General features: G+C 72.0%; 22 protein-coding genes. 14 read left to right on the top strand and 8 right to left on the bottom strand.

What is annotated here, in order from left to right:
- Nucleotides 1-104 precede the first annotated feature (104 nt).
- Entirely contained in the window at nucleotides 105-722 is a 618-nt protein-coding gene (locus tag ACWEQG_RS32050; protein ID WP_452290620.1) for an amino acid-binding protein, read from the top strand.
- A gap of 42 nt (nucleotides 723-764) precedes the next feature.
- On the opposite strand, the gene ACWEQG_RS32055 is transcribed toward ACWEQG_RS32050, so the two are convergent.
- Nucleotides 765-2,036, bottom strand: a complete 1,272-nt coding sequence (locus ACWEQG_RS32055) for an ABC transporter ATP-binding protein (RefSeq protein ID WP_452290452.1) — start codon at nucleotides 2,034-2,036, stop codon at nucleotides 765-767.
- Between the two features lie 314 nt (nucleotides 2,037-2,350).
- Here ACWEQG_RS32055 and ACWEQG_RS32060 point away from each other — a divergent pair, with 314 nt between their 5' ends.
- From ACWEQG_RS32060 to ACWEQG_RS32085, 6 genes are all read left to right on the top strand, one after another.
- Nucleotides 2,351-3,646, top strand: a complete 1,296-nt coding sequence (locus ACWEQG_RS32060) for an extracellular solute-binding protein (RefSeq protein ID WP_452290454.1) — start codon at nucleotides 2,351-2,353, stop codon at nucleotides 3,644-3,646.
- A gap of 3 nt (nucleotides 3,647-3,649) precedes the next feature.
- On the top strand, nucleotides 3,650-4,612 hold the full coding sequence (locus ACWEQG_RS32065; protein WP_452290456.1) for a carbohydrate ABC transporter permease: 963 nt from the start codon (nucleotides 3,650-3,652) through the stop codon (nucleotides 4,610-4,612).
- Nucleotides 4,606-5,490: a sugar ABC transporter permease gene (locus tag ACWEQG_RS32070; RefSeq protein WP_452290458.1), complete on the top strand. Its 885-nt coding sequence runs from the start codon at nucleotides 4,606-4,608 to the stop codon at nucleotides 5,488-5,490. Before ACWEQG_RS32065 ends, ACWEQG_RS32070 begins: the two co-directional genes overlap by 7 nt.
- 26 nt (nucleotides 5,491-5,516) lie before the next feature.
- Nucleotides 5,517-7,130 (top strand): glycoside hydrolase family 13 protein, encoded by a 1,614-nt coding sequence (locus tag ACWEQG_RS32075; RefSeq protein ID WP_452290460.1) that lies wholly within the window; start codon nucleotides 5,517-5,519, stop codon nucleotides 7,128-7,130.
- Between the two features lie 10 nt (nucleotides 7,131-7,140).
- Nucleotides 7,141-8,163, top strand: coding sequence for a LacI family DNA-binding transcriptional regulator (locus ACWEQG_RS32080; protein WP_363472610.1), 1,023 nt, complete (start codon nucleotides 7,141-7,143; stop codon nucleotides 8,161-8,163).
- Between the two features lie 92 nt (nucleotides 8,164-8,255).
- The gene (locus tag ACWEQG_RS32085; protein ID WP_452290462.1) at nucleotides 8,256-9,167 is read left to right on the top strand and encodes a carbohydrate kinase family protein; all 912 of its coding nucleotides are present in this window, start codon (nucleotides 8,256-8,258) and stop codon (nucleotides 9,165-9,167) included.
- A gap of 153 nt (nucleotides 9,168-9,320) precedes the next feature.
- Here the strand turns inward: ACWEQG_RS32085 and eda are convergent, their stop codons facing one another.
- Genes eda through edd form a run of 3 tightly spaced genes read right to left on the bottom strand, consistent with a single transcriptional unit; the run spans nucleotide 9,321 to nucleotide 12,720 of the window.
- Nucleotides 9,321-9,938 (bottom strand): bifunctional 4-hydroxy-2-oxoglutarate aldolase/2-dehydro-3-deoxy-phosphogluconate aldolase, encoded by a 618-nt coding sequence (gene eda / locus ACWEQG_RS32090; protein WP_363472606.1) that lies wholly within the window; start codon nucleotides 9,936-9,938, stop codon nucleotides 9,321-9,323.
- The gene (locus ACWEQG_RS32095) at nucleotides 9,935-10,894 is read right to left on the bottom strand and encodes a glucokinase (RefSeq protein ID WP_452290464.1); all 960 of its coding nucleotides are present in this window, start codon (nucleotides 10,892-10,894) and stop codon (nucleotides 9,935-9,937) included. The genes eda and ACWEQG_RS32095 overlap by 4 nt, the downstream gene beginning before the upstream one ends.
- Nucleotides 10,891-12,720, bottom strand: coding sequence for a phosphogluconate dehydratase (gene edd, locus ACWEQG_RS32100; protein WP_452290466.1), 1,830 nt, complete (start codon nucleotides 12,718-12,720; stop codon nucleotides 10,891-10,893). Before edd ends, ACWEQG_RS32095 begins: the two co-directional genes overlap by 4 nt.
- Before the next feature lie 241 nt (nucleotides 12,721-12,961).
- On the opposite strand from edd, the gene ACWEQG_RS32105 reads away from it, so the two are divergent.
- From ACWEQG_RS32105 to ACWEQG_RS32115, 3 genes are all read left to right on the top strand, one after another.
- Complete coding sequence (locus tag ACWEQG_RS32105) at nucleotides 12,962-14,113, top strand: ROK family transcriptional regulator (protein WP_363471483.1); 1,152 nt, start codon at nucleotides 12,962-12,964, stop codon at nucleotides 14,111-14,113.
- Nucleotides 14,114-14,362: 249 nt separating this feature from the next.
- Complete coding sequence (locus ACWEQG_RS32110; protein WP_452290468.1) at nucleotides 14,363-14,650, top strand: hypothetical protein; 288 nt, start codon at nucleotides 14,363-14,365, stop codon at nucleotides 14,648-14,650.
- A 94-nt stretch (nucleotides 14,651-14,744) separates the two neighbouring features.
- On the top strand, nucleotides 14,745-15,104 hold the full coding sequence (locus ACWEQG_RS32115) for a hypothetical protein (protein ID WP_452290470.1): 360 nt from the start codon (nucleotides 14,745-14,747) through the stop codon (nucleotides 15,102-15,104).
- Between the two features lie 81 nt (nucleotides 15,105-15,185).
- Here the strand turns inward: ACWEQG_RS32115 and ACWEQG_RS32120 are convergent, their stop codons facing one another.
- The gene (locus ACWEQG_RS32120; RefSeq protein WP_452290472.1) at nucleotides 15,186-15,605 is read right to left on the bottom strand and encodes a helix-turn-helix domain-containing protein; all 420 of its coding nucleotides are present in this window, start codon (nucleotides 15,603-15,605) and stop codon (nucleotides 15,186-15,188) included.
- A gap of 145 nt (nucleotides 15,606-15,750) precedes the next feature.
- Between ACWEQG_RS32120 and ACWEQG_RS32125 the strand changes: the two genes are divergently transcribed.
- The 3 genes from ACWEQG_RS32125 to ACWEQG_RS32135 all read left to right on the top strand — a co-directional run bounded on the left by ACWEQG_RS32125 (nucleotide 15,751) and on the right by ACWEQG_RS32135 (nucleotide 18,004).
- Nucleotides 15,751-16,533, top strand: a complete 783-nt coding sequence (locus tag ACWEQG_RS32125; protein WP_452290474.1) for an NPCBM/NEW2 domain-containing protein — start codon at nucleotides 15,751-15,753, stop codon at nucleotides 16,531-16,533.
- 92 nt (nucleotides 16,534-16,625) lie between these two features.
- Complete coding sequence (locus tag ACWEQG_RS32130) at nucleotides 16,626-17,393, top strand: ion transporter (RefSeq protein ID WP_452290475.1); 768 nt, start codon at nucleotides 16,626-16,628, stop codon at nucleotides 17,391-17,393.
- Nucleotides 17,393-18,004 (top strand): HD domain-containing protein, encoded by a 612-nt coding sequence (locus ACWEQG_RS32135; protein ID WP_452290477.1) that lies wholly within the window; start codon nucleotides 17,393-17,395, stop codon nucleotides 18,002-18,004. The genes ACWEQG_RS32130 and ACWEQG_RS32135 overlap by 1 nt, the downstream gene beginning before the upstream one ends.
- Nucleotides 18,005-18,031: 27 nt before the next feature.
- Here the strand turns inward: ACWEQG_RS32135 and ACWEQG_RS32140 are convergent, their stop codons facing one another.
- Nucleotides 18,032-18,994, bottom strand: coding sequence for a zinc-binding dehydrogenase (locus tag ACWEQG_RS32140; protein ID WP_452290479.1), 963 nt, complete (start codon nucleotides 18,992-18,994; stop codon nucleotides 18,032-18,034).
- A gap of 84 nt (nucleotides 18,995-19,078) precedes the next feature.
- On the opposite strand from ACWEQG_RS32140, the gene ACWEQG_RS32145 reads away from it, so the two are divergent.
- Nucleotides 19,079-19,666 (top strand): TetR/AcrR family transcriptional regulator, encoded by a 588-nt coding sequence (locus tag ACWEQG_RS32145; protein ID WP_452290481.1) that lies wholly within the window; start codon nucleotides 19,079-19,081, stop codon nucleotides 19,664-19,666.
- Here ACWEQG_RS32145 and ACWEQG_RS32150 read toward each other — a convergent pair.
- Both ACWEQG_RS32150 and ACWEQG_RS32155 read right to left on the bottom strand, forming a co-directional pair.
- Nucleotides 19,663-20,229: an AAA family ATPase gene (locus ACWEQG_RS32150; RefSeq protein WP_452290483.1), complete on the bottom strand. Its 567-nt coding sequence runs from the start codon at nucleotides 20,227-20,229 to the stop codon at nucleotides 19,663-19,665. The two genes, ACWEQG_RS32145 and ACWEQG_RS32150, sit on opposite strands and share 4 nt — an antisense overlap.
- On the bottom strand, nucleotides 20,226-20,477 hold the full coding sequence (locus tag ACWEQG_RS32155; protein ID WP_363471499.1) for a hypothetical protein: 252 nt from the start codon (nucleotides 20,475-20,477) through the stop codon (nucleotides 20,226-20,228). Before ACWEQG_RS32155 ends, ACWEQG_RS32150 begins: the two co-directional genes overlap by 4 nt.
- Nucleotides 20,478-20,560 lie beyond the last annotated feature (83 nt).

Here is a 20,560-nt window from a genome sequence, read left to right on the forward strand (position 1 = left end):
TGCAACTTCCAGAAACATTGCAGCCATTCCGTGACCCACCGCCGTAACGGTGGCGAAACGTGTGTCCGACACTGTTGGTGTCGCACGAGAAGGAGGTGGTGGGGATGTTGCTGCGGCTGCGGGTCTCGCTCCCCGACCGGCCCGGGGTGCTCGGCCAGGTGGCGCGCGCTTTCGGGGTGCTGGGAGCCGACATCCTGCAGGTCACCGTGCTGGAGCGGCAGGCGGGCCGCGCGGTGGACGATTTCACCGTCTCCTGGTCGGGCGTCTTCGAGCCGGGAGAGCTGCGCGAGCGGATCGGCGTGGTCCCCGGCACGCGGGTGGAGGCCGTGTGGCCGACCAGGGAGGTGCCCGGGTCGACCCCCGACTACGATCTGCTCGGCCACGTCGCCGCGGAGCCGCACCGGGCGTACGTCACCCTCGTCGACGCGGTGCCCGACCTTCTCAGCGCCGAGTGGGCGGTGGCGGTCGACTCGGCGGACGGCACGATCGTCCACGGAAGCTGGCAGGCGCCGGAGGTCGTGCCCGCGGCCGACCTCACCCCGCTGCGCGCCTCGGCGTTCGAGGAGGGCGGGCTGCACCTGGCGAGCGTACCGATGGACGGCGTCCACCTGGTGGTGGCGCGCACCCAGGGGCCGGCGTTCCACCGGGCGGAGCTGGACAAGATCGTCCGCCTGGTGGGGATCGTCTCCGTGCTGGCCGGCGGCGTCAGCCGGCCAGTGTGAGAGCCGGTGTGAGAGCCGGTGTGAGAGCGGGTGTGAGCGGTGTCAGCGGCGGGGCGGGTCGATGCGGGTGCCGTCCATCGTGAACAGCATGAGCCGGGAGACGTCGACCGCGACCCGGCCGTGCTCGCCCGCGCGCCACACGGGGCGGTTGCCGAGCCTGACGATCAGGTCCGCGCGGCGGTGCGTGCCCGACTGCGACAGCGGCGGCGGCGGTTCCTCCTCCGGGGGCGTGGAACCGTTCAGCAGGCGGCGCATCATCGACCGCGCCCGGCCGCCGCTCGCCGTGCCGTTGAGCTGCCGGCGGTCCGGCGGCTCGGGCACCTCGACGCCCGGGATCCCGGCCTCCAGGTAGGCGAGCCACTCGTGACCGTGGTACTCCAGCGTCCGCACCCGCCCGAAGAAGGTCGGGCCCTCGGTCTTCTCCGGCACCGGGACCAGCCCGTCGGGGCGGATCCCCACGATGATCTGCATGCCGGTGTGCTGGGACACGGCGTACGCGCGTGGATCGGTCCAGGGCATGGTCAGCTGATGTGGCCCGAAGTCGAGCATTATGTACTGATTTTGGGGCGTGCGGACTGTGGCGGCGAGCAGGTTCAACTGCTGCGAGTTGAGGAACGCGGCGGTGAACGCGGTCGCGGGGTCGTTGTAGACCTGCGCCGGGGTGCCGATGTCCTGCAGCACGCCCCGGTTCATGATGGCGATGCGGTCGGCCAGGGTGAGGGCCTCGACCTGGTCGTGAGTCACGTAGATGGTGGTCACCCCGAGGGCCCGCACCAGTGACGAGATCTCCATGCGCAACTCGGTGCGCATGCCGGCGTCCAGGTTGGACAGCGGCTCGTCCATCAGGAACAGCGAGGGCTGACGCACGATCGCCCGGCCCATCGCCACGCGCTGACGCTGGCCGCCGGACAGTGTGCCCGGCCGCCGGTCCAGCGTCTCGTCGATGTGCAGCGCGCGGGAAAGCTCCACCACCCGCTGCTTGACCATCGTCGGGTCCGCCTTGGCGATCTCCAGCGGGAAGGACAGGTTGCCGCGCACCGTCTTGTGGGGATACAGGGCGCCGTTCTGGAAGACCATCGCGACGTCCCGGTCCCGGGGAGCGAGGTGGTTGGCGAGCTGCCCGCCCAGCCACAGGTCCCCGGAGGTGATGTCCTCCAGTCCCGCGATCATGCGTAGCAGCGTGGACTTCCCGCAGCCCGACGGTCCGAGCAGGACGAGGAGTTCACCCTCGCCCGCGCGGAGGTTCATGCGGTCGACCGCGAGGTACCCCCCCGGGTAGATCTTCGTCACGTTGTCGAGGACGACGGTGCTCATGCCAGCTCGTTCCTCCCGGGCAGGCACGCCCGGATCCCCAGGCCTTCGGTGTGAATGATGAGGTAGTACATCGCGTCCCGGGTGCCCGTGTCCATACGTGTCGTGAAAGATCCGGCATCTACGTGCAACTTCTCGTTACTCCAGACTTTCCCCACGTTAAAGACGGCTGTCAGGGGAGTGTCGTGACCTCCCGCACCCTTCTCTGGGGCCTGAAATGTAACGAAATTGCTGAAAGTTTCTGTAAGGCCTTTCACCCCTGTTCGTGCTCCTGTTACGTTCCGCTCAAATCCCCCTGAGCAAGGAGTGCGACGCAGATGAGGCGAGTCCTCACGTCCGCGGCGGTGGCCGCGGCGCTCGCTTTGGCGGTCACCGCCTGTGGCGACGGTTCCGGCGACGCCGGCTCGGCCCCGGCCAAGAGTGCCGCTCCCGCCGAGGTGTCCGGCACGGTCACCTGGTGGGACACCTCGGACGCCACGACCGAGGGACCGGTCTTCCAGGAGATCATCAAGGGCTTCGAGGCCAAGTACCCGAAGATCAAGGTCAACTACGTCAACGTGCCGTTCGCGGACGCGCGGGACAAGTTCAAGACCGCCGCGCAGTCCGGGTCGGGCGCCCCCGACGTGCTGCGCACCGACGTGGGCTGGGTCGCGGAGTTCGCCTCGCTCGGCTACCTCGCGCCGCTGGACGGCACCGCGGCTGTCGACAAGCCCGAGGAACTCCTCCCGGTCCCGGCGGCCAGCGGCAAGTTCAACGGCAAGACGTACGGCGTGCCGCAGGTGACGGACACCCTCGGCCTGCTGTACAACAAGGAACTACTGAAGAAGGCGGGCTACGACGAGCCTCCGGCCACGATGGCCGACCTCAAGAAGGTGGCGCTCGACGTCAAGTCGAAGACCGGAGCCGGCGGCATCGCCCTGAACGTGGACGCCTACTTCCTGCTTCCGTTCATCTACGGCGAGGGCGGCGACTTCGTCGACGTCCAGAACAAGAAGATCACGATCTCGTCCCCGCAGAGCGTGGCGGGGGTGAAGATCGTCGAGGACCTCATCACGTCCGGGGCCGCCGTCAAGCCCGCGCTGCAGGACAGCTACACGAACGCCGAGACCGCGTTCAAGGACGGCAAGGTCGCGATGATCTTCAACGGGCCGTGGTCGAACGCCGACAACCTCGGTGGCAAGGTGTTCAAGGACAACCCGGACAACTTCGGCGTCGCCCCGGTCCCGGCCGGCTCGGCGAAGGCGGGCTCGCCGCTGGGCGGCCACGACTACACGGTCTACGCGGGCTCGAAGAACCTCGACGCGTCCTACCTGTTCGTCCAGTACATGGCGAGCGCGGAGAGCCAGGCGAAGGTCGCCGGCAAGCTCGGCCTGCTGCCGACCCGCCAGCCCGCCTACAGCGCCCCCGAGGCCACCGCGAACCCGAAGATCGCGCAGTGGCAGAAGCCGATGGAGGCGGCCGTCGAGCGTCCCTGGATCCCCGAGGCGGCCTCGCTGTTCCAGCCGCTGGTCGAGGGCTACCAGAAGCTCGCCGGCGGGCAGACGACGACCGAGCCCATGCTCAAGGACGTCGCCACCGCCTACCAGGGCATCCTCAAGGGCTGGAGCCTGTAGGCGATGACGGCTGACGTCGTCGTGACGAGAAGGGCCGCGCCCCGCAGTGGGGCGCGGCGCCTCCTGTCGCGTCACTGGTACGCCTGGGCGATGATCGCGCCGGTCGTCGTCGTGACGCTGGTGCTGGTCGGCTACCCGCTCGTCCGGGGGATCTACCTGTCGCTCACCGACGCGACCGAGGGCAACATGGGCCGCACGATCGGGATGAACGTCATCCCGTCCACCTACGAGTTCGTGGGCCTGAAGAACTACACCGACATCCTCACCTCGTCGGAGTTCCTCGGCCGGCTGACCTGGACGATCGTGTGGACCGTCGTGTGCGTCGCCCTGCACGTGGGCATCGGCCTCGGCCTCGCGCTGCTGCTCAACCGGCCCATGCGGCTGCGGTCGTTCTACCGGATCCTGCTCGTCCTGCCGTGGGCGGTGCCCGCCTTCGTGTCCGCGTTCATCTGGCGCTACCTGCTCAACGGCGAGTTCGGCGTGGTCAACGCCATGCTGCGGGCCGCCGGGTTCGCCGGCGTCAGCTGGCTGGACGACCCGTTCTGGGCCAAGGTCTCGGTGATCGCCTGCAACGTGTGGCTGGGCGTGCCGTTCATGATGCTCGCGCTGCTCGGCGGCCTGCAGGCCATCCCGCGCGAGCTGTACGAGGCCGCCGAGGTCGACGGCGCCACGCCGTGGCAGCGTTTCCGCCACATCACGCTTCCGGGCTTGCGCCCGGTGTCCAGCACGGTCGTCCTGCTCGGCACGATCTGGACGTTCAACCAGTTCCCGGTGATCTTCCTGCTGACCAAGGGAGGGCCGGGCGGCTCCACGGAGATTCTCGTGACGTACGCCTACCGCCAGGCGTTCGAGGGCATCAGGAACTACTCGGGCTCCGCCGCCTGGGGCATGGTGATCCTCGCCCTGCTCGTCGTGATGGCCACGGTCTACCGGCGCGCGCTCAGGCAGCAGGGGGAGGCATGGTGAGCTCCGCCGCCTCGGCCGCCGCCCCCGCCCGCGCCGGCACGTGGAGCCGCGACAGGCGCAGCCCCGGCAGGTCGGTCGCCCTGCACCTCACGCTGATCGCCGCGAGCATCGTGTCGGTGTTCCCGGTCGCGTGGCTGGTGCTGACCTCGCTCAAGCCGCGCACGGTCATCGAGACCGCGTCGGTCGCGCCGATCGACCACCCCACGCTCGCCAACTACACGCAGGTCCTCGGGGAGACCCGGTTCCTCACCTGGGCCGCCAACGCCGTGATCGTCTCGCTGATCACTGCCGTGCTCGGCGTGCTGCTGTCGGCCACGACCGGCTACGCGGTCAGCCGCTTCCGCTTCCCCGGATTCCGCTCGGTGATGTGGATGCTGCTGATCACGCAGATGTTCCCCGTGGCGATCCTTATCGTGCCGATCTACAACCTGATGGCCGGCCTCGGGCTGATCAACCAGTTCCCGTCCCTGGTCATCGCGTACCTCACCTCCACGGTGCCGTTCTGCGCGTGGATGATGAAGGGCTACTTCGACACCGTCCCGGTGACGATCGACGAGGCGGGCCGGGTGGACGGCCTGACCCCGTTCGGCACGTTCTGGCGGCTCATCCTGCCGCTGGCCAAGCCCGGCCTGGCCGTGGCCGCGTTCTACTCGTTCATCACCGCCTGGGCGGAGGTCGCGTACGCGACGGCGTTCATGACGGGCGACGACAAGTACACGCTCGCGGTCGGCCTGAGCCAGTTCGTGGGCCAGCACAAGGCGGAGTGGGGCCTGCTCACGGCCTCGTCGGTGCTGATCGCCATCCCGGCGGCCGCCGTCTTTCTGCTCGTCCAGCGCCACCTCGTCACCGGCCTGACGGCCGGCGCGACGAAGGCGTGACCCAATATGAGAATCGGGGGATCCCAATGACCGAACTCGCCGTCCAGCCGTCCGCGGTCACGACCAGGTGGTGGCGCGACGCGGTGATCTACCAGGTGTACGTCCGCAGCTTCGCGGACGGCAACGGCGACGGGATCGGCGACCTGCTCGGCGTGCGCAGCCGCCTGCGGTACCTGGCCGACCTCGGCGTGGACGCGATCTGGCTGACGCCCTTCTACCCCTCGCCGATGGCCGACTTCGGGTACGACGTGGCCGACTACCGGAACGTCGATCCGATCTTCGGGTCGCTGGCCGACGCCCAGGCGCTGATCGCGGACGCCCACGGGCTGGGCATCCGCATCATCGTGGACGTGGTGCCCAACCACACCTCCGACCGGCACCCCTGGTTCGAGGCGGCGCTGCGGGCCGGGCCCGGCAGCCCGGAGCGGGAGCGCTACATCTTCCGCGAGGGCAAGGGCGCGGCGGGCGAGCTGCCGCCCAACGACTGGGAGTCGATCTTCGGCGGGCCCGCCTGGACCCGGGTCGAGGACGGGCAGTGGTACCTCCACCTGTTCGCGCCCGAGCAGCCGGACCTCAACTGGGAGCACCCGGAGGTGCACGAGGAGTTCGCCGACGTGCTGCGGTTCTGGCTGGACCTCGGCGTGGACGGCTTCCGCGTCGACGTGGCGCACGGCATGGTCAAGGCGCCCGGCCTGCCCGACGTGGGCGCCTCGGGCCAGGCCGAGATGATCGGAGAGCAGGTCGTGCCGTTCTTCGACCAGGACGGCGTGCACGAGATCCACCGGACGTGGCGCCGCATCCTCGACTCCTACGACGGCGAGCGGATCGGGGTGGCCGAGGCGTGGGCGCCCTCGCCCGAGCGGCTGGCCAACTATGTCCGCCCGGACGAGCTGCACCAGGCGTTCAACTTCCACTTCCTCAAGACGCCCTGGGAGGCCGGCCGCTTCCGCGAGGTCATCGACGAGTCGGTGCGCACGTCGGCGCTGGTGGGCGCGCCTTCGACCTGGGTGCTGTCCAACCACGACGTCAAGCGGCACGTCACGCGGTACGGCGGCGGCGAGCGCGGCCTGCGCAGGGCGCGGGCGGCGGCGCTGCTCATGCTGGCGCTGCCCGGCTCGGCCTACATCTACCAGGGCGAGGAGCTCGGGCTGCCCGAGGTGCTCGACCTGCCCGAGCAGTACCTGCAGGACCCCCAGCGGCTGCGCGACCCCGACAGCGGCCGGGACGGCTGCCGGGTGCCGCTGCCGTGGACCGCGGCGGGCGAGCCGCCGTACGGCTTCACCCCGCCGGGCATCTACGAGAGCTGGCTGCCGATGCCGTCCGGCTGGCGCGACCTGTCGGTGGAGGCGCAGCTGCGCGACGGCGCCTCGACGCTCAGCCTCTACCGGGCCGCGCTCGCCCTCAGGCGGGAGCACCCGGAGCTGGGCGACGGCACGCTGACCTGGCTCGACAGCCCGGCCGGCACGCTGGTGTTCCGCCGCGGCGAGTCGTTCGTCTGCGTCCTCAACATGACCGCCGAGTGGGTGGAGATCGGGGCGCCGGGCGACCTGCTGCTGGCCAGCGGAGGGCCGGAGACGTCCGGCGGAGTCGTGCGGCTCGCGCCCGACTCCGCCACCTGGTGGACAGGGAACAATGTCTAAAGTAATGCTCATGAACAACACGCGGCTCGCCGACATCGCTGCTCAGGCCGGAGTCAGCGAGGCGACGGTGAGCCGTGTGCTCAACGGCAAGGCGGGGGTCTCCCCGGCCACCCGCCAGGCCGTGCTCACCGCCCTCGACCTGATGGGCTACGAGCGCCCCCAGCGGCTGCGCCAGCGCAGCAACGGCCTGATCGGCCTGGTGATCCCGGAGCTCGGCAACCCGATCTTCCCGGCGTTCGCCCAGGCGATGGAGAAGTCGCTGATCCAGCACGGCTACACGCCGATCCTGTGCACGCAGGAGCCCGGCGGCGCGCCCGAGGACGAGTTCACCGAGATGCTGCTCGACCGGGGCGTGTCCGGCATCGTCTTCGTGTCCGGCCTGCACGCCGACACCACCGCGCGGATGGACCGCTACACCCGGCTCACCGACCGCGGGCTGCCGATCGTGTTCGTGGACGGCTACAACGAGGCCATCCCGGCGCCGTTCATCTCGCCGGACGACCGGCTCGCCGCGCGCCTGGCCGTGCAGCACCTGGTGGACCTCGGGCACGAGCGCATCGGCCTCGCGCTGGGGCAGCGGCGGTTCGTCCCGGTCATCCGCAAGATCGAGGGCTTCCGCCAGGCGATGGCGCAGCTGCTCGGCGTGACCGGCGTCGACGACCTCATCCAGCACTCGCTGTTCTCCGTCGAGGGCGGGCAGGCCGCCGCCGCGGCGCTGTTCGACCGCGGCTGCACCGGCGTCTTCTGCGCCAGCGACCTCATGGCCCTCGGCGCGATCCGCGCCGCCCGCGAGCGGGGGCTGTCGGTGCCCGGGGACGTGTCCGTCGTCGGATTCGACGACTCGCCGCTGATGGCCTTCACCGACCCGCCGCTGACGACCGTGCGCAAGCCGATCGGCGCGATGGCGGCCGCGGCCGTCGAGACGCTGCTCGAGGAGATCGGCGGCAGCCCGGCCAAGCACGTCGAGCTGGTCTACCAGCCCGAGCTCGTGGTGCGCGGCTCCACCAGCTCCGGGCCCCTCGTCAACCGCTGAAACCCCCGTGGTCTCGCGGTTCGCCGCGCGGAGGGCCGCAGGCCTGGGCGTCCACCCTCCGTGATCACGCACAGAACCTCGTGGAGCCCGGCGTGACCTTCAACGACGCCCTTCCTGATCATGCACTCGACGTCCTCGTCGTCGGCGGCGCCGGCGTCGACACGACCGTCTACGTGCCCGAGCTGCCCCTGCCGTACGCCGACACCTACGCCGTGCCGCCCGTGGTCGACCGCATCGGCAACACCGGTGCCGGGGTCGCCCTCGGCTGCCACGCGCTCGGCCTGCGCGTGAAGTTCGTCGACCTGATCGGCGACGACCCGCAGGGCGCGCTGATCCGCGACCACCTCGCGGCGCGCGGCGTGGACTTCTCCCACGCGGTGTCGGAGGCGGGCACCCGCCGCAGCGTCCTGCTGGTGGACCCCGGCGGCAGGCGGCTGTCGCTCTTCGACCCCCGGGTCGTCCCCGGCCAGCGGATGCCGCGCGACCTCTACCTGCCCGCCCTCCGGTCGGCCCGGCACGTCCACGTCTCGATCGTGGACTTCGCCCGGCACGTGTACGCCGACATCCCGGACGGCACGACGGTCTCGACCGACCTGCACGACTGGGACGGGGAGAACCCGCACCACGAGGACTTCGCCTACTCCTCCGACCTGGTCTTCCTGTCCGCGGTGAAGCTCGGCGGGCGGCGGGAGGAGGTCATGCGGTCGATCGCGGAGCGGGGCCGTGCGTCGGTGGTCGTGTGCACGGCCGGAGCCGAGGGCTGCCATGTGCTCGCCGGCGGGCGCGTGCGGCGCTTCCCCGCGGCTCCGCTGCCCGGCCCGGTGGCCGACAGCAACGGCGCCGGGGACGCGTTCGTGTCCGGCTTCCTGTACGGCCGCCTGACCGGCCGGCCGTTGGAGGAGTGCGTACGGCTGGGCGCCGTGGCCGGGGCGCACGCGTGCACCAGCGAGGGCACCCACGAGGACCCGATCACCCTGGACGCCCTGCCGGCCACGGCGCCGTGAGACCGGGCCCGGTGTCATGAGACGACGCCGGGCCCGCGACCGCCGGTGAGCGGACCCGGGCCCGGCACCCATGGACGTGCCCGGGTCACGGGCACGAGCATGGTCACCGGCTCCGCCGAGGGAGGAAGGACGGACCGGCGAGCTTGAGGGAACTCAGGGACGCAGCGCCGCGGCCTCGGACGCGAGCTTCTCGATCCTGGCGAAGTCGCCCGCCGCCACCAGGCTGCGCGGCGTGAGCCAGCTTCCGCCGACGCAGCCGACGTTCGGCAGGGCGAGGTAGGCCGGGGCGTTCGACGGGGTGATCCCGCCCGTGGGGCAGAAGCGCACGTCGGGCAGCGGGCCGCTCAGCGCCTTGAGGTACGTGACGCCCCCGGCGGGCTCGGCCGGGAAGAACTTCAGCTCGCGTACCCCGCGCTCGGCCAGCGTCATCGCCTCGGTGGCCGTGGCGACGCCCGGCAGGAACGGCACACCGGAGGCGAGCATGGCCGCGAGCAGGCCGGGCGTGGTGCCGGGGGAGACGAGGAATCGGGAGCCGGCCTCCGTCGCGGCCTCCACGTCCTCCGGCGAGCGCACGGTGCCGGCGCCGACGACGGCCTCCGGCACCTCGGCGGCGATTCGCCGGATGGCGTCGAGGGCGACGGGTGTCCGCAGCGTGACCTCGATGACCGGCAGGCCCCCGCCCACCAGGGCCCGGGCGAGGGGGACGGCGCTTTCGGCGTCGTCGAGGACGACCACCGGGACGACCGGCGCGAGGTCGAGAATGTTGCTCATACACGCTCCACATCGGGGAATCGTTGGGCGAGCCAGGCGGCCGCACCCGTAAGCGCCGGCTGTTCGGCGATGATCAGTGAGGTGGCGATCGCGGCGGCGTACTCCGACAGCGCCGGCGCGGTCGTCTCGAACCGGGCCCGGAACGCGCTGCCGGGGATCCGCGCGGCCAGGCGGGGCAGCACGCCGCCGCCCAGGTAGACCCCGCCCCGCGCGCCGAGGGTGAGCGCCACGCCGCCGGCGAAGCCGCCGAGCAGGGCGAGGAAGACCTCGACGGTCTCGGCGCAGAGCGGGTCGTCCGAGGAGGTGATCTGCACCGCCGTGCGCGGTTCGGGTGTGTCGCCGCGCGCGAGCGCGAGGCCGCGGTACAGCCGCGGCAGCCCGGTGCCCGACAGCAGGTGCTCGGCGTCCACGTACGGCAGGCCGTCCGCGCGCAGCGCCCGGACGATCTCCATCTCCAGGTCCGTGACGACGGGGACGGCGACGTGCCCGCCCTCGCCGGCCACCGGCTGCCAGCCCTCCCGCACGGGGACCAGGCCGGCCACTCCGAGCCCGGTGCCGGGTCCGAGCACGGCCTTCGTCAGGCCCGCCGCCGGCGGGGGTCCGCCGAGCGGCACGAGGTCGTCCCCCGCCAGGTGCGGCAGCGAGATCGCCAGTGCCTCGAAGTCGTTGAGCAGCACCGTGAGCGGGATGCCGAGCTCCTCCACGGATCCCGACCACCCCGCGTTCGTCAGCCGGTACCGGTCCTTGTCGACCGGCCCGGCGATCGCCAGGCACGCGGCCCCCGGCCGAACTCCGCCCGCATGGTCTGCGAGATAGGCGGCTACGGCATCGGCAAGGCCGAGATGCTGGGAAACGTCGAGTACGGCTACCGCCTCCGGCTGCCCTCCGGGCCGCGTCACCAAACCGAACCTGGCGTTGGTTCCGCCGATGTCCGCGACCAGCCAGGGAAGGCTCACGCGGCACCTCCGAAGACGCTCGCCCCGCGCTCGGCAGGGCCGACCACGCGACGGAAGGAGGCGAACAGCTCGCGGCCGGTGCCGGTCCACTGCTCGTCGGTCAGCGGTGCGCCCTGGGGCGTACGCCCGGTGAGGTCGGCGAGCACGGTGAGCGTCCCGGCGGCCGAGTCGAGGCGGATCACGTCGCCGTCGCGCACCAGCGCGATCGGCCCGCCGTCGGCGGCCTCGGGGGACAGGTGGATCGCCGCGGGGACCTTCCCCGAGGCGCCGGACATGCGGCCGTCGGTGACGATGGCCACCTTCTGGCCGCGGTCGAGCAGGACCGCCAGCGGCGGCGTGAGCTTGTGCAGCTCGGGCATGCCGTTGGCCCGGGGGCCCTGGTAGCGGACGACCGCCACGAAGTCCTGCCCGTCGAGCTCGCCCCGCTCGAACGCCGCGAGCAGGTCGAGCTGGTCGTCGAACACCTTGGCCGGGGCCTCGATCACCAGGTGCTGGGGCTTGACGGCGGAGACCTTGCTCACCGCCCGGCCCAGGTTGCCCGACAGCATGTGGATGCCGCCGTCGGGGGAGAACGGCTCCGCGACCGGCCGCAGGACCTCGGTGTCGGTGCCGGGCTCGGTCCGCTCCTCCCACACCAGCACGCCCTCCTTGAGCGCGGGCGCGGACCGGTAGTGGCCGAGGCCGCGCCCGGCGACCGTGAGCACGTCCTCGTGGAGCAGCCCGGCGTCCAGCAGGTCGCCGATGAACACCGCCATGCCGCCCGCGGCCTGGAAGTGGTTCACGTCCGCCTGGCCGTTGGGGTACATGCGGGTGATCAGCGGCACCACCTTGGACAGGTCCGCCATGTCGTCCCAGGTCAGTTCGATGCCGGCGGCCGCCGCGACGGCGACCAGGTGCATCGTGTGGTTGGTGGAGCCGCCGGAGGCGAGCAGCGCGACGACCGCGTTGACGATCGCCTTCTCGTTCACGACCTCGGCGAGGGGCGTGTACTCCTCACCGTGCGGGGTGATCTCGACCGCCCGCCGCGCCGCCGCCCGGGTCAGCGCGTGCCGCAGCTCGGTGTGCGGGTTGACGAACGTGGCCCCGGGCAGGTGGAGGCCCATGACCTCCATGAGGAGCTGGTTGGAGTTGGCGGTGCCGTAGAACGTGCAGGTGCCGGGGGAGTGGTAGGACGCCGCCTCGGCGTCGAGCATCTCCACGCGGCCGATCTTGCCCTCGGCGAAGGCCTGCCGCGCCCTGGCCTTGACCTTGTTGGGCAGGCCCGAGGTCATCGGCCCGGCGGGCACGAACATCGCCGGTAGGTGCCCGAAGCGTAAGGCGCCGATGAGGAGCCCCGGAACGATCTTGTCGCAGACCCCGAGCAGGAGGGCCGCGTCGAACATGTCGTGCGACAGCGCGATCGCGGTCGCCATCGCGATCACGTCGCGGCTGTAGAGCGACAGCTCCATGCCCGCCCGGCCCTGGGTGACGCCGTCGCACATCGCGGGCACGCCGCCCGCCACCTGCGCCACGCCGCCCGCGTCGCGGACCGCCCGCTTCAGCTCCGGCGGGTAGGTCTCGTACGGCTGGTGCGCCGACAGCATGTCGTTGTACGACGTCACGATGGCGACGCCGGGCTTCGCCGTGCCGCGCAGGTCGAGCTTGTCCTCGGCGGGCGCGGCCGCGAAGCCGTGGGCCAGGTTGGCGCAGCCGAGCCGCCCCCGGGCCGGCCCCCGCTCACGCAGCTCGGCCCCGGCGCGGCGCACCCGCTCCAGGTAGGCCCCACGGCTGTCGCGGCTGCGCGTCACCACGCGCTCGGTGACCTCGGTGATAACGGGGTGCGTCACGGAAGGTCCTCCTCCTGCCGGTGCCGCCGCGAGGCGGGGTCGAACGCGCCCCGGGGGCGTCGTCCCGGGACGTGCGCCCTCCGGCACGTCCGGCCCCCGATTCGTTGATCGGGCACCAGGTGTCGATCGGGCACGGATGGGACAGTATCGGGAAGTTATGCCAGTTATCAAGCCTAGTTTTGTAACTCGAAATGAATAAGTCGTTGAACTTAGGTGAGTTCCTGTGCTTCACTTACGCTCGATGTCACGTATAGCCACCACCGGCGAGGTCTTCCAGCTCATCCGGAGCGGGGAGGCGATGACGCGTGCCGACATCGGCCGTGTGACGGGCCTGTCCCGGCCGGCCGTCGCGCACCGCGTCGCCGACCTGCTCCAGCGCGGGCTGATCGTGGAGGACGCCGAAGGGCCGTCCACCGGGGGCCGCCCGCCCGTACGGCTGCGCTTCGCCGCCTCCGGGGGAGTCGTCCCGGTGGCCTCGCTCGGCGCCCGTCGCACCCAGATCGCGCTGTGCGACCTCGCGGGCGAGGTGCTGCACCGCACCGACCTGGACATCGACGTCGAGGAGGGGCCGGACGTCGTGCTGCCCCTGCTCATGGACACCTGGGAGAAGCTGCTCGACGGGCGGGACGACGTCGTCGGCATCGGGCTCGGCGTCCCGGCGACCGTGGAGTTCGCCGCCGGCCGGGTCGAGAGCGCCCGCGTGATGGCGAGCTGGACGGGCGTGGTGATCCCGCCGGTCATCGCCGAGCGGTTCCGCGTGCCGGTGCTCGTGGACAACGACGTGAACGTCATCGCGATGGGCGAGCACCGCGTCGTCTACGCCTCAGAACTCGACGACCTGCTGTTCGTGAAGGTCTCCACCCGCATCGGCGCGGGGGTGATCTCCGGCGGCGGCATCCTGCGCGGCGCGCTCGGCGCGGCCGGGGAGATCGGGCACATCCCGGTGCGGGACGGCGGGGGCGTGCTGTGCCGCTGCGGCAACCTCGACTGCGTCGACTCGGTCGCCAGCGGCACCGCGATCCTGCGCGACCTGCGGGCCAAGGGCCGCGACGTGACGTCGCTCGCCGACGTGACCGCCCTGGTCCGGGCCGGCGACGCGGAGACCATGGCCGTGGTGCGGCAGGCCGGCCGCTGGCTGGGCGAGGTCATCTCCGGCGCGGTCAACCTGCTCAACCCCGCGGTCGTGGTCCTCGGCGGCGACGTCGCCGAGATGTTCCAGCCGCTGGTGTCCGGCGTGCGCGAGGTCGTCTACCGGCGCTCCACCCAGCTCGCCACCCGCAGCCTGCGCATCGAGCGCGGCCGGCTCGGGCCCGGCGCGGGCATCACCGGCTGCGCCCTCATGGTCCTCGACCATGTCCTGTCGGCCCGGGCCGTGGACGCCGCCGCCCGCTGAGGTCCGCCGCCGCGCGGTGGCGACCCCTCCTGGGGGACGACCCCCCCGAGCATGGCGCCGATGCCCGGCGAATGTCCGGTGGACGCCCTGGTCCGTCATGCACGCAGCCATAAGAGTGGACGTCAAGACCCCGGTGCGCGCACGTCGATCCGCGGTGGCAGGTCTCGCGGTTCCCCACCCTCCGCTGTCGCCGACGCGCAGGGCGCGCGACGCGGTCCGTCCGGAAACGGTTCGGCGGAAGGGAAACCCATGCTCAGACGGTTCGGAGTGGCATCGACGGTCGCTGTCGCCGTGGCGGCGGCCGGATCGGCGGTCTTCGTCGCGTCCCCCGCCCTCGCCTCCCCCAGTCACTGCCTCTCATACCTGGCCGGCGCGGGTTACCCGGAGACGACGGCGAAGAGGATGGCCTGCGAGCGGGCCGCCGACGGTGGGATCGGCGGCTATGTCTTCTGCTACGACGTGCTCAGGGAGACCGGAGTGAGCCCCGCGCACGCCTCCGAGGCCTGCGACCGGGCCGACGGTGTGTGGGCGGCCTGAGCCGGCGCCGACCAGGTGGACCGCTGGCAACGGGGACGACCGGCGGCACCGGTCACCGGTGACGCCCAATGGCAGCTGACGGAAGGAAGACGTCATGACCATGCGCTTCACGAAGACGGCCGTCGGGCTGGGCGCGGCATCCACGCTGATCACGGGCGTGATCGCGAGCGCGGCCCCGGTGCGCGCGGCACCTGCCACGGCCGGCCTCGTGCCCACCGTGAGTTGCTCGATCTCACTTCCCCCGTCAGGCTCCTTTCTGGAGGCCACTTACCCACAGCCCAACGCCTGCGGGAAGTGCGTGGCCGCCGGCAGTGCGTACGAGGCGACCGGGAACTACCGGGCCTACTGCCGCACCATCCGCGACGGCGGCAGCATCGTCGCCGTCCAGCTCTGGCTCTTCTGCGTGGTCTGCAGGCACGGCGAGCCGCTCGCGCGCCGTGCCGTCGCCGCCTGACGCCACAGCCGCGCGGCGGCGGCCTCCCGAGGGAGTCTCCGGACGGGTGCCGTGCTTCGGCGCCTCCGCACCGGCCGGCGATCAGCGCCGGGCGTCCCGGCCGGACCCGCACCGGCACCGGCACGCGCATGCGAGGAATATTTGACAGAGGCGGCCCCGGTCCCCGAGGTCCGGGGTCGCCTCCGCGGGCGGACGGCACGCGCACACCTCTTGGCGGAGATCCTCGCCGGGCTCCGGCCTGCCCGACATGCGGCCGGCCGCCGCGGCGAGGGCGGCCCGCTCCCGACCGTCCAGGCCCAGCGCCTCGGCCAGCCGCTGGAGTGACGCACTGCGGGGCCGCCGCACGGCGTCGCCTTCGAACCTGCCGATTGTGCGGACGTTCACGCCCGCCCGGTCGGCGAGCTGCTCCTGGGTCAGCAGCGCACGATCCCGCCAGGTCCGGATCAGTGCTCCCAGGCTTCGACGCTCCTGCTCATGTGTGTCGGGTGTCGTCCGAGTCATGGCCCGACTCTCCGGGCACGCCAGGGACCGCGCCAAGGACAGCGTGACGACAGGTCCGGAAACTTGGGCCTTCCGTCCGTCATCCCGCCTCGCGGTGGCCGGGTTATCGTGACCCTCGCTGATGACCTTCAGGAGGGATGGTTCCGTGGCGCACCCGTCTGAGGCGCCGGCCAAGCCGAACGCCCGATTACTTCCGCAGGCCGTCGGTGTGGTGGCCGACGTGGCGGCCGTGGCGGCCCTGCTCGCCGGCGGCGGGGTCGCCGTGGTGTGGACGGCCAGTTTCGGTGCGCTGGTCGCCGGCGCCTACATCCTGTGGCGACGCTGGGGCGAGCAGGTCGATCGCACCCTGCTCGCCGGGTTCGCCGTCGCCGTCGCCGGCGCCGGGATGTTCGGCTACGCCGCGGCCACGCGGCCGAGCCAGGACGCCGGCTCGCCGGCGCCGGTACAGCGGGTCGACGAGGGCGCCGCCGCGAATTCGTCCGGGGAGACCACGGCGCCGGCGCAGGAGCAGACCGGCGCGGCCACATCGCCGGGCACGACATGGCTGGTCGACATGCCCACGGTGGACGGCGGGGAGGGCTGGGAGCGAGGGTCGCGGACCGTCGGCGCGAAGGTGTTCCCGCACAGCGTCGTCGGCTCGACGTGCTTCTCGGCGGATGACAGCGACGTGTCGTTCGACCTCGGCCGGCGCTTCCGGCGCTTCCAGGCCACTGTCGGCCTGGCCGACGACGCTCACAGCGGCTCCCGCACGCGCTTCACCGTGTTCCTCGAAGGACGGCAACTCTTCAGCCGTGACCTTCGGCTTGCCGAGCAGGCCCGGGTGGACGTGCCGGTGGCCGGTGGGCTCCGGCTGGTGCTGCACGTCGAGCCGGTCGGGCTGACCGAGTGCGGCGCCACCGCGGTGTGGGGTGAGGCGCTCCTTCGGTGACCCGGAGCGCTTCCATCCCGGCTGAGAGGCGGATATGTCGGGCGGGGGCACTAGGCTCTGTGACGATCTTCCATGGCCCCCAGGAGTCCTTCGTGCGTGAACGTGTCCGCCGCCTGATCGAGTCGCGGCGGTTCCAGCAGGTGATCACCGTGGTGATCCTCTTCAACGCGGCCACGCTCGGCGTCGAGACCTCCGCCGAGGCGGTCGCCAGGTACGGCACGGAACTGCACGTCGCCGACCACGTCGCGCTGTACGTCTTCGTGGCGGAGATCTTGGCCAAGATCTACGTCTACCGGTGGCGGTTCCTCCGTGACCCCTGGAACGTCTTCGACCTGCTGATCATCGGCTTCTCCTTCCTCCCCACCGCGGGCGGCCTGTCGGTGCTGCGGGCCCTGCGCGTCCTGCGGGCGCTGCGGCTGATCTCGGTGGTGCCGTCGCTGCGCCGGGTGGTCTCCGCGCTGCTCACCGCCGTCCCCGGGATGACCTCGATCGTCGTCCTGCTCGGCCTCGTCCTGTACGTCGCCGCCGTCATGGGCACCAAGCTGTACGGCGCCGCCGCGCCCGAGTACTTCGGCGACCTGCCCACCTCGCTGTACACCCTGTTCCAGGTGATGACGGGGGACGGCTGGTCGGAGATCAACCGCGAACTGATGCAGACGCACCCCTCGTCGTGGCTCTACTTCGTGGTGTTCGTGCTGGTCTGCACGTTCGTCGTGCTGAACCTCTTCATCGCGGTCGTGGTGAGCGCCATGGAGGAGGAGGCCAGGGACGACCGCTCGACGCTCGCCGAGCTGTCGGCCCTGCGCGAGGAGATCAGGGGCCTGCGCGAGAGCCTGGGCGAACGGGTGCCCAGCTCGTGATGGACGCCCCGCGCCTGCGGCTTCCGACGGACGCCGAGATCCGGGCGCTGCACGCGGAACACGCGCCCACGGAGGAGGCGTTCGAGCTCGTCCACACCCACTGCGAGATCGTCTGCGCGATCGCCCTGGACCTGGCGGAGCGCGCCGGCCTCGACGTCGACGCCGAGCTGGTGAGGGCCGGGAGCCTCCTGCACGACATCGGGGTCTACCTGCTCTACGACGACGACGAACGGCTCGACCACGCGGGCTACGTACGCCACGGGGTCCTCGGCCACGAACTGCTCCGCGGGGAGGGCCTGCCCGAGATCCTGTGCCGGTTCTGCTCCCATCACACGGGGGTGGGCATCAGCCGGGCGGACGTGCTGCGGCAGGGCCTGCCGCTGCCTCCCGCCGACTACCTCGCGGAGTCGGCCGAGGAGCGGCTCGTGATGTTCGCCGACAAGTTCCACAGCAAGACCGAGCCGCCGAGGTTCGTCAGCGCCGGCGCCTACGCGGCTCACGTCCGCCGGTACGGCGAGGACAAGGCCGAACGGTTCGCGGAGATGTGCGTGGCGTTCGGGGTCCCCGACCTCCAGCCGCTCGCCGCCGCGTACGGGCACGAGATCGTGTGACCGGCGACCCCGCGTGAGCCGCGAGCGCTACGGCGTCAGCACGATCCTGCCGAAGACCTCGCCGGCGTCCATCTTCCGGTGCGCCAGCACGGCGTGCTCCAGTGGGAGCACCTCGTGCACCACCGTCCGCAGCTCGCCCCGGCCCGCGGCGGCGAACTGCTCGGTTCTCACCGCACGCCGAGCGGGCCCGGCCACGGTGTCGGCGCTGAAGGTGGCGAACGACGGCGACTTGCGGAACGCCGCCATCATCGTCGCCCCGAAGTCCGCCGGAGGCGGGCCTCCCACCACGCCCACGACCACCATGCGGCCGTTGGGGTTGAGCCTGGTGAGGAAAGCGGGCATGCCGGCGCCGGCGACGACGTCGATGACGACGTCGTAACCCGCGGGGGCGTCCTCGTCTCCGTCCCCCGAGCGGTCCAGCACGTGGGTCGCGCCGAGCGTGCGAAGGCGATCCCCGCGCTCGGCCGACGACGTCGTGACCGCCACCGCGCCGGCGCCGCCACGAGCCGCGAGCTGGACCGCGGTGATCCCGATGCTGCCGGCCGCGCCGCGCACCAGCACCGACTCCCCAGGAGCGAAACGCGCATGGGCGAGCGCGAAATGGGCCACCACCCCCGAGCTGCCGAGTGTCACCGCGTCGACGGCGGACAGGCCCGGGGGGAGGGGAAGGACCTCCCCGGCCGGAGCGGTCGCCTGTTCGACGTAGCCGCCGCCCACGCCGGTGAACGCCCACACCCGCCGGCCGATCCATGAGATGTCGACGCCGTCGCCGACGGCGGTCACGGTGCCCGCCACCTCGCCGCCGGGGACATGGCCTTCGGTGAAGCCGTGGGCGGCCAGGGCCCCGCGCCGGATCACGGCGTCGACGCCGCCCACGCCGATCGCCTCGGTGGCGATCAGCACCTGTCCGGCGGCGGGAGCCGGGTCGGGGATGTCGATGACTTCCATGCCTTCGGGACTGCCGAACGCCTGGATCGCGACTGCCTTCACTGTCGTCTCCGCATTCTCGGGTCGGGCGGGGGACTGGCCCGGACGCTAACGGCCGCCGCGGTGCGCTTGGCTAAAGTGAGAGCGGTGGGTGACCGTTTGCCTCACATCCTGCGTGCCGACGCACTGGACAACCGGGAGCGCATCCTCGGCGCGGCCCGCGCGCTGTTCGCCGCCGAAGGCCTGAACGCCTCGATGAGGGAGATCGCGCGGCGGGCCGGAGTCGGCCCCGCCACCCTCTACCGCCGTTTCCCGACCAAGCAGGCGCTGGTCGCCGAAGCCTTCGCCGACGAGACACGCGCGTGCCACGCCATCGTCGAGGAGGGATGTGCCGACCCGGATCCGTGGCGCGGCCTCTGCCTCGTCATCGAGAGGATCTGTGAGCTGCACGCCCGCAACCGAGGCTTCACCGGCGCCTTCATGGCGGCCTTCCCCGACGCGACGGACGTCGCCGCGAACCGGCGGCACACGCTCGACTCGCTCGCCGAGCTCGCCCGCCGCGCGAAGGACACCGGTCACCTGCGCCCCGACTTCGTCCTGGACGACCTGATCCTCATGCTCATGGCCAACAGGGGCATCCCCGCCACCTCGACGGCCGCCCGGGTCACGGCTTCCCGGCGTTTCGCCGCGCTGGTGATCCAGGCGTTCCACGCCCACCGGACGGGGACCGCCTAGGTCCTCGTCAGCAGCCGGTCGAGCTGCTCGGCGAGCGGCGGGGCGCCGAGGCGGTTGTCGATCTCGTCGTACGGCACGGCGGGCGGCTCGTCCACGCGGATGGCACGCAGGTATTCGGCGAACCTGTCCAGCTTCTGCCCGTCCCTGGCGAGGCCCCGGCGCAGCAGCCGCTCACGCAGCGTTGGGCCGTCGGAGCGGATCCAGACCAGGCGCACCTCTGGGCCGCCCAGCGCCTCCACCCACGCCCGCCAGAGCGCCGCGTCGTGCACCTGGGAGGTGAACGGCCCGCCGAGCATCACCGGGCAGCCGTGGGAGCGGATCTCCCTGGCCGTCGCCGTCATGCCGGCGTACTCGTGCCGCTTGACGTGCTCGTCGTACCACGGCCCCTCGCGTTCGCCCGGCGACCTGCCGTGCGCGGCGAGGGTGGCCTCGACGAAGCCGCCGTACATCGTGTCCTTGTCGAGCAGGGCGGGCACGGGGTCGAGACGGGCCAGCAGCAGATCGCAGACGGTCGACTTGCCCGCGCCCGGCGGGCCGGACACCACCCAGACGGGAGCGCTCATCGCGGCGGCCCGTACGGCTCGATGGGCGGGTCGGAGTAGGGCCCGCCGTCCGCCCCGCCGGCGTCCGGGCCGCCGACGCGCCGTCCGGCGTCCTCGGTCACCCGCAGGACGTACAGGTCCCTGTCCGGGTCGACCGGCACCAGGCCGTACGCGGTGTCGACCTCGTCCTCGGCGAGGTCGAGCCGCCGCATCGCGGCCTCCAGCGTCGCCGGCGCGGGAAGCCGCACGGTGATGAGCACCTCTGCCACCGGCCCCGCCTCCCACTGGTGGACGTCTCGACGCCGGGCGGCGCGGCCCGTCTCAGGCCGCTCTCGCGGCGCTGGTGCCGCCA

It is taken from the genome of Microbispora sp. NPDC004025 (genome assembly GCF_053604425.1).

Excerpts from the sequence above, each read along its gene's own strand:
- ACWEQG_RS32050 (WP_452290620.1), top strand. The coding sequence starts at position 105 with ATGTTGCTGCGGCTGCGGGTCTCGCTCCCCGACCGGCCCGGGGTGCTC.
- ACWEQG_RS32055 (WP_452290452.1), bottom strand. The coding sequence starts at position 2,036 with ATGAGCACCGTCGTCCTCGACAACGTGACGAAGATCTACCCGGGGGGG.
- ACWEQG_RS32060 (WP_452290454.1), top strand. The coding sequence starts at position 2,351 with ATGAGGCGAGTCCTCACGTCCGCGGCGGTGGCCGCGGCGCTCGCTTTG.
- ACWEQG_RS32065 (WP_452290456.1), top strand. The coding sequence starts at position 3,650 with ATGACGGCTGACGTCGTCGTGACGAGAAGGGCCGCGCCCCGCAGTGGG.
- ACWEQG_RS32070 (WP_452290458.1), top strand. The coding sequence starts at position 4,606 with ATGGTGAGCTCCGCCGCCTCGGCCGCCGCCCCCGCCCGCGCCGGCACG.
- ACWEQG_RS32075 (WP_452290460.1), top strand. The coding sequence starts at position 5,517 with ATGACCGAACTCGCCGTCCAGCCGTCCGCGGTCACGACCAGGTGGTGG.
- ACWEQG_RS32080 (WP_363472610.1), top strand. The coding sequence starts at position 7,141 with ATGAACAACACGCGGCTCGCCGACATCGCTGCTCAGGCCGGAGTCAGC.
- eda (WP_363472606.1), bottom strand. The coding sequence starts at position 9,938 with ATGAGCAACATTCTCGACCTCGCGCCGGTCGTCCCGGTGGTCGTCCTC.
- ACWEQG_RS32105 (WP_363471483.1), top strand. The coding sequence starts at position 12,962 with ATGTCACGTATAGCCACCACCGGCGAGGTCTTCCAGCTCATCCGGAGC.
- ACWEQG_RS32110 (WP_452290468.1), top strand. The coding sequence starts at position 14,363 with ATGCTCAGACGGTTCGGAGTGGCATCGACGGTCGCTGTCGCCGTGGCG.
- ACWEQG_RS32115 (WP_452290470.1), top strand. The coding sequence starts at position 14,745 with ATGACCATGCGCTTCACGAAGACGGCCGTCGGGCTGGGCGCGGCATCC.
- ACWEQG_RS32120 (WP_452290472.1), bottom strand. The coding sequence starts at position 15,605 with ATGACTCGGACGACACCCGACACACATGAGCAGGAGCGTCGAAGCCTG.
- ACWEQG_RS32135 (WP_452290477.1), top strand. The coding sequence starts at position 17,393 with ATGGACGCCCCGCGCCTGCGGCTTCCGACGGACGCCGAGATCCGGGCG.
- ACWEQG_RS32150 (WP_452290483.1), bottom strand. The coding sequence starts at position 20,229 with ATGAGCGCTCCCGTCTGGGTGGTGTCCGGCCCGCCGGGCGCGGGCAAG.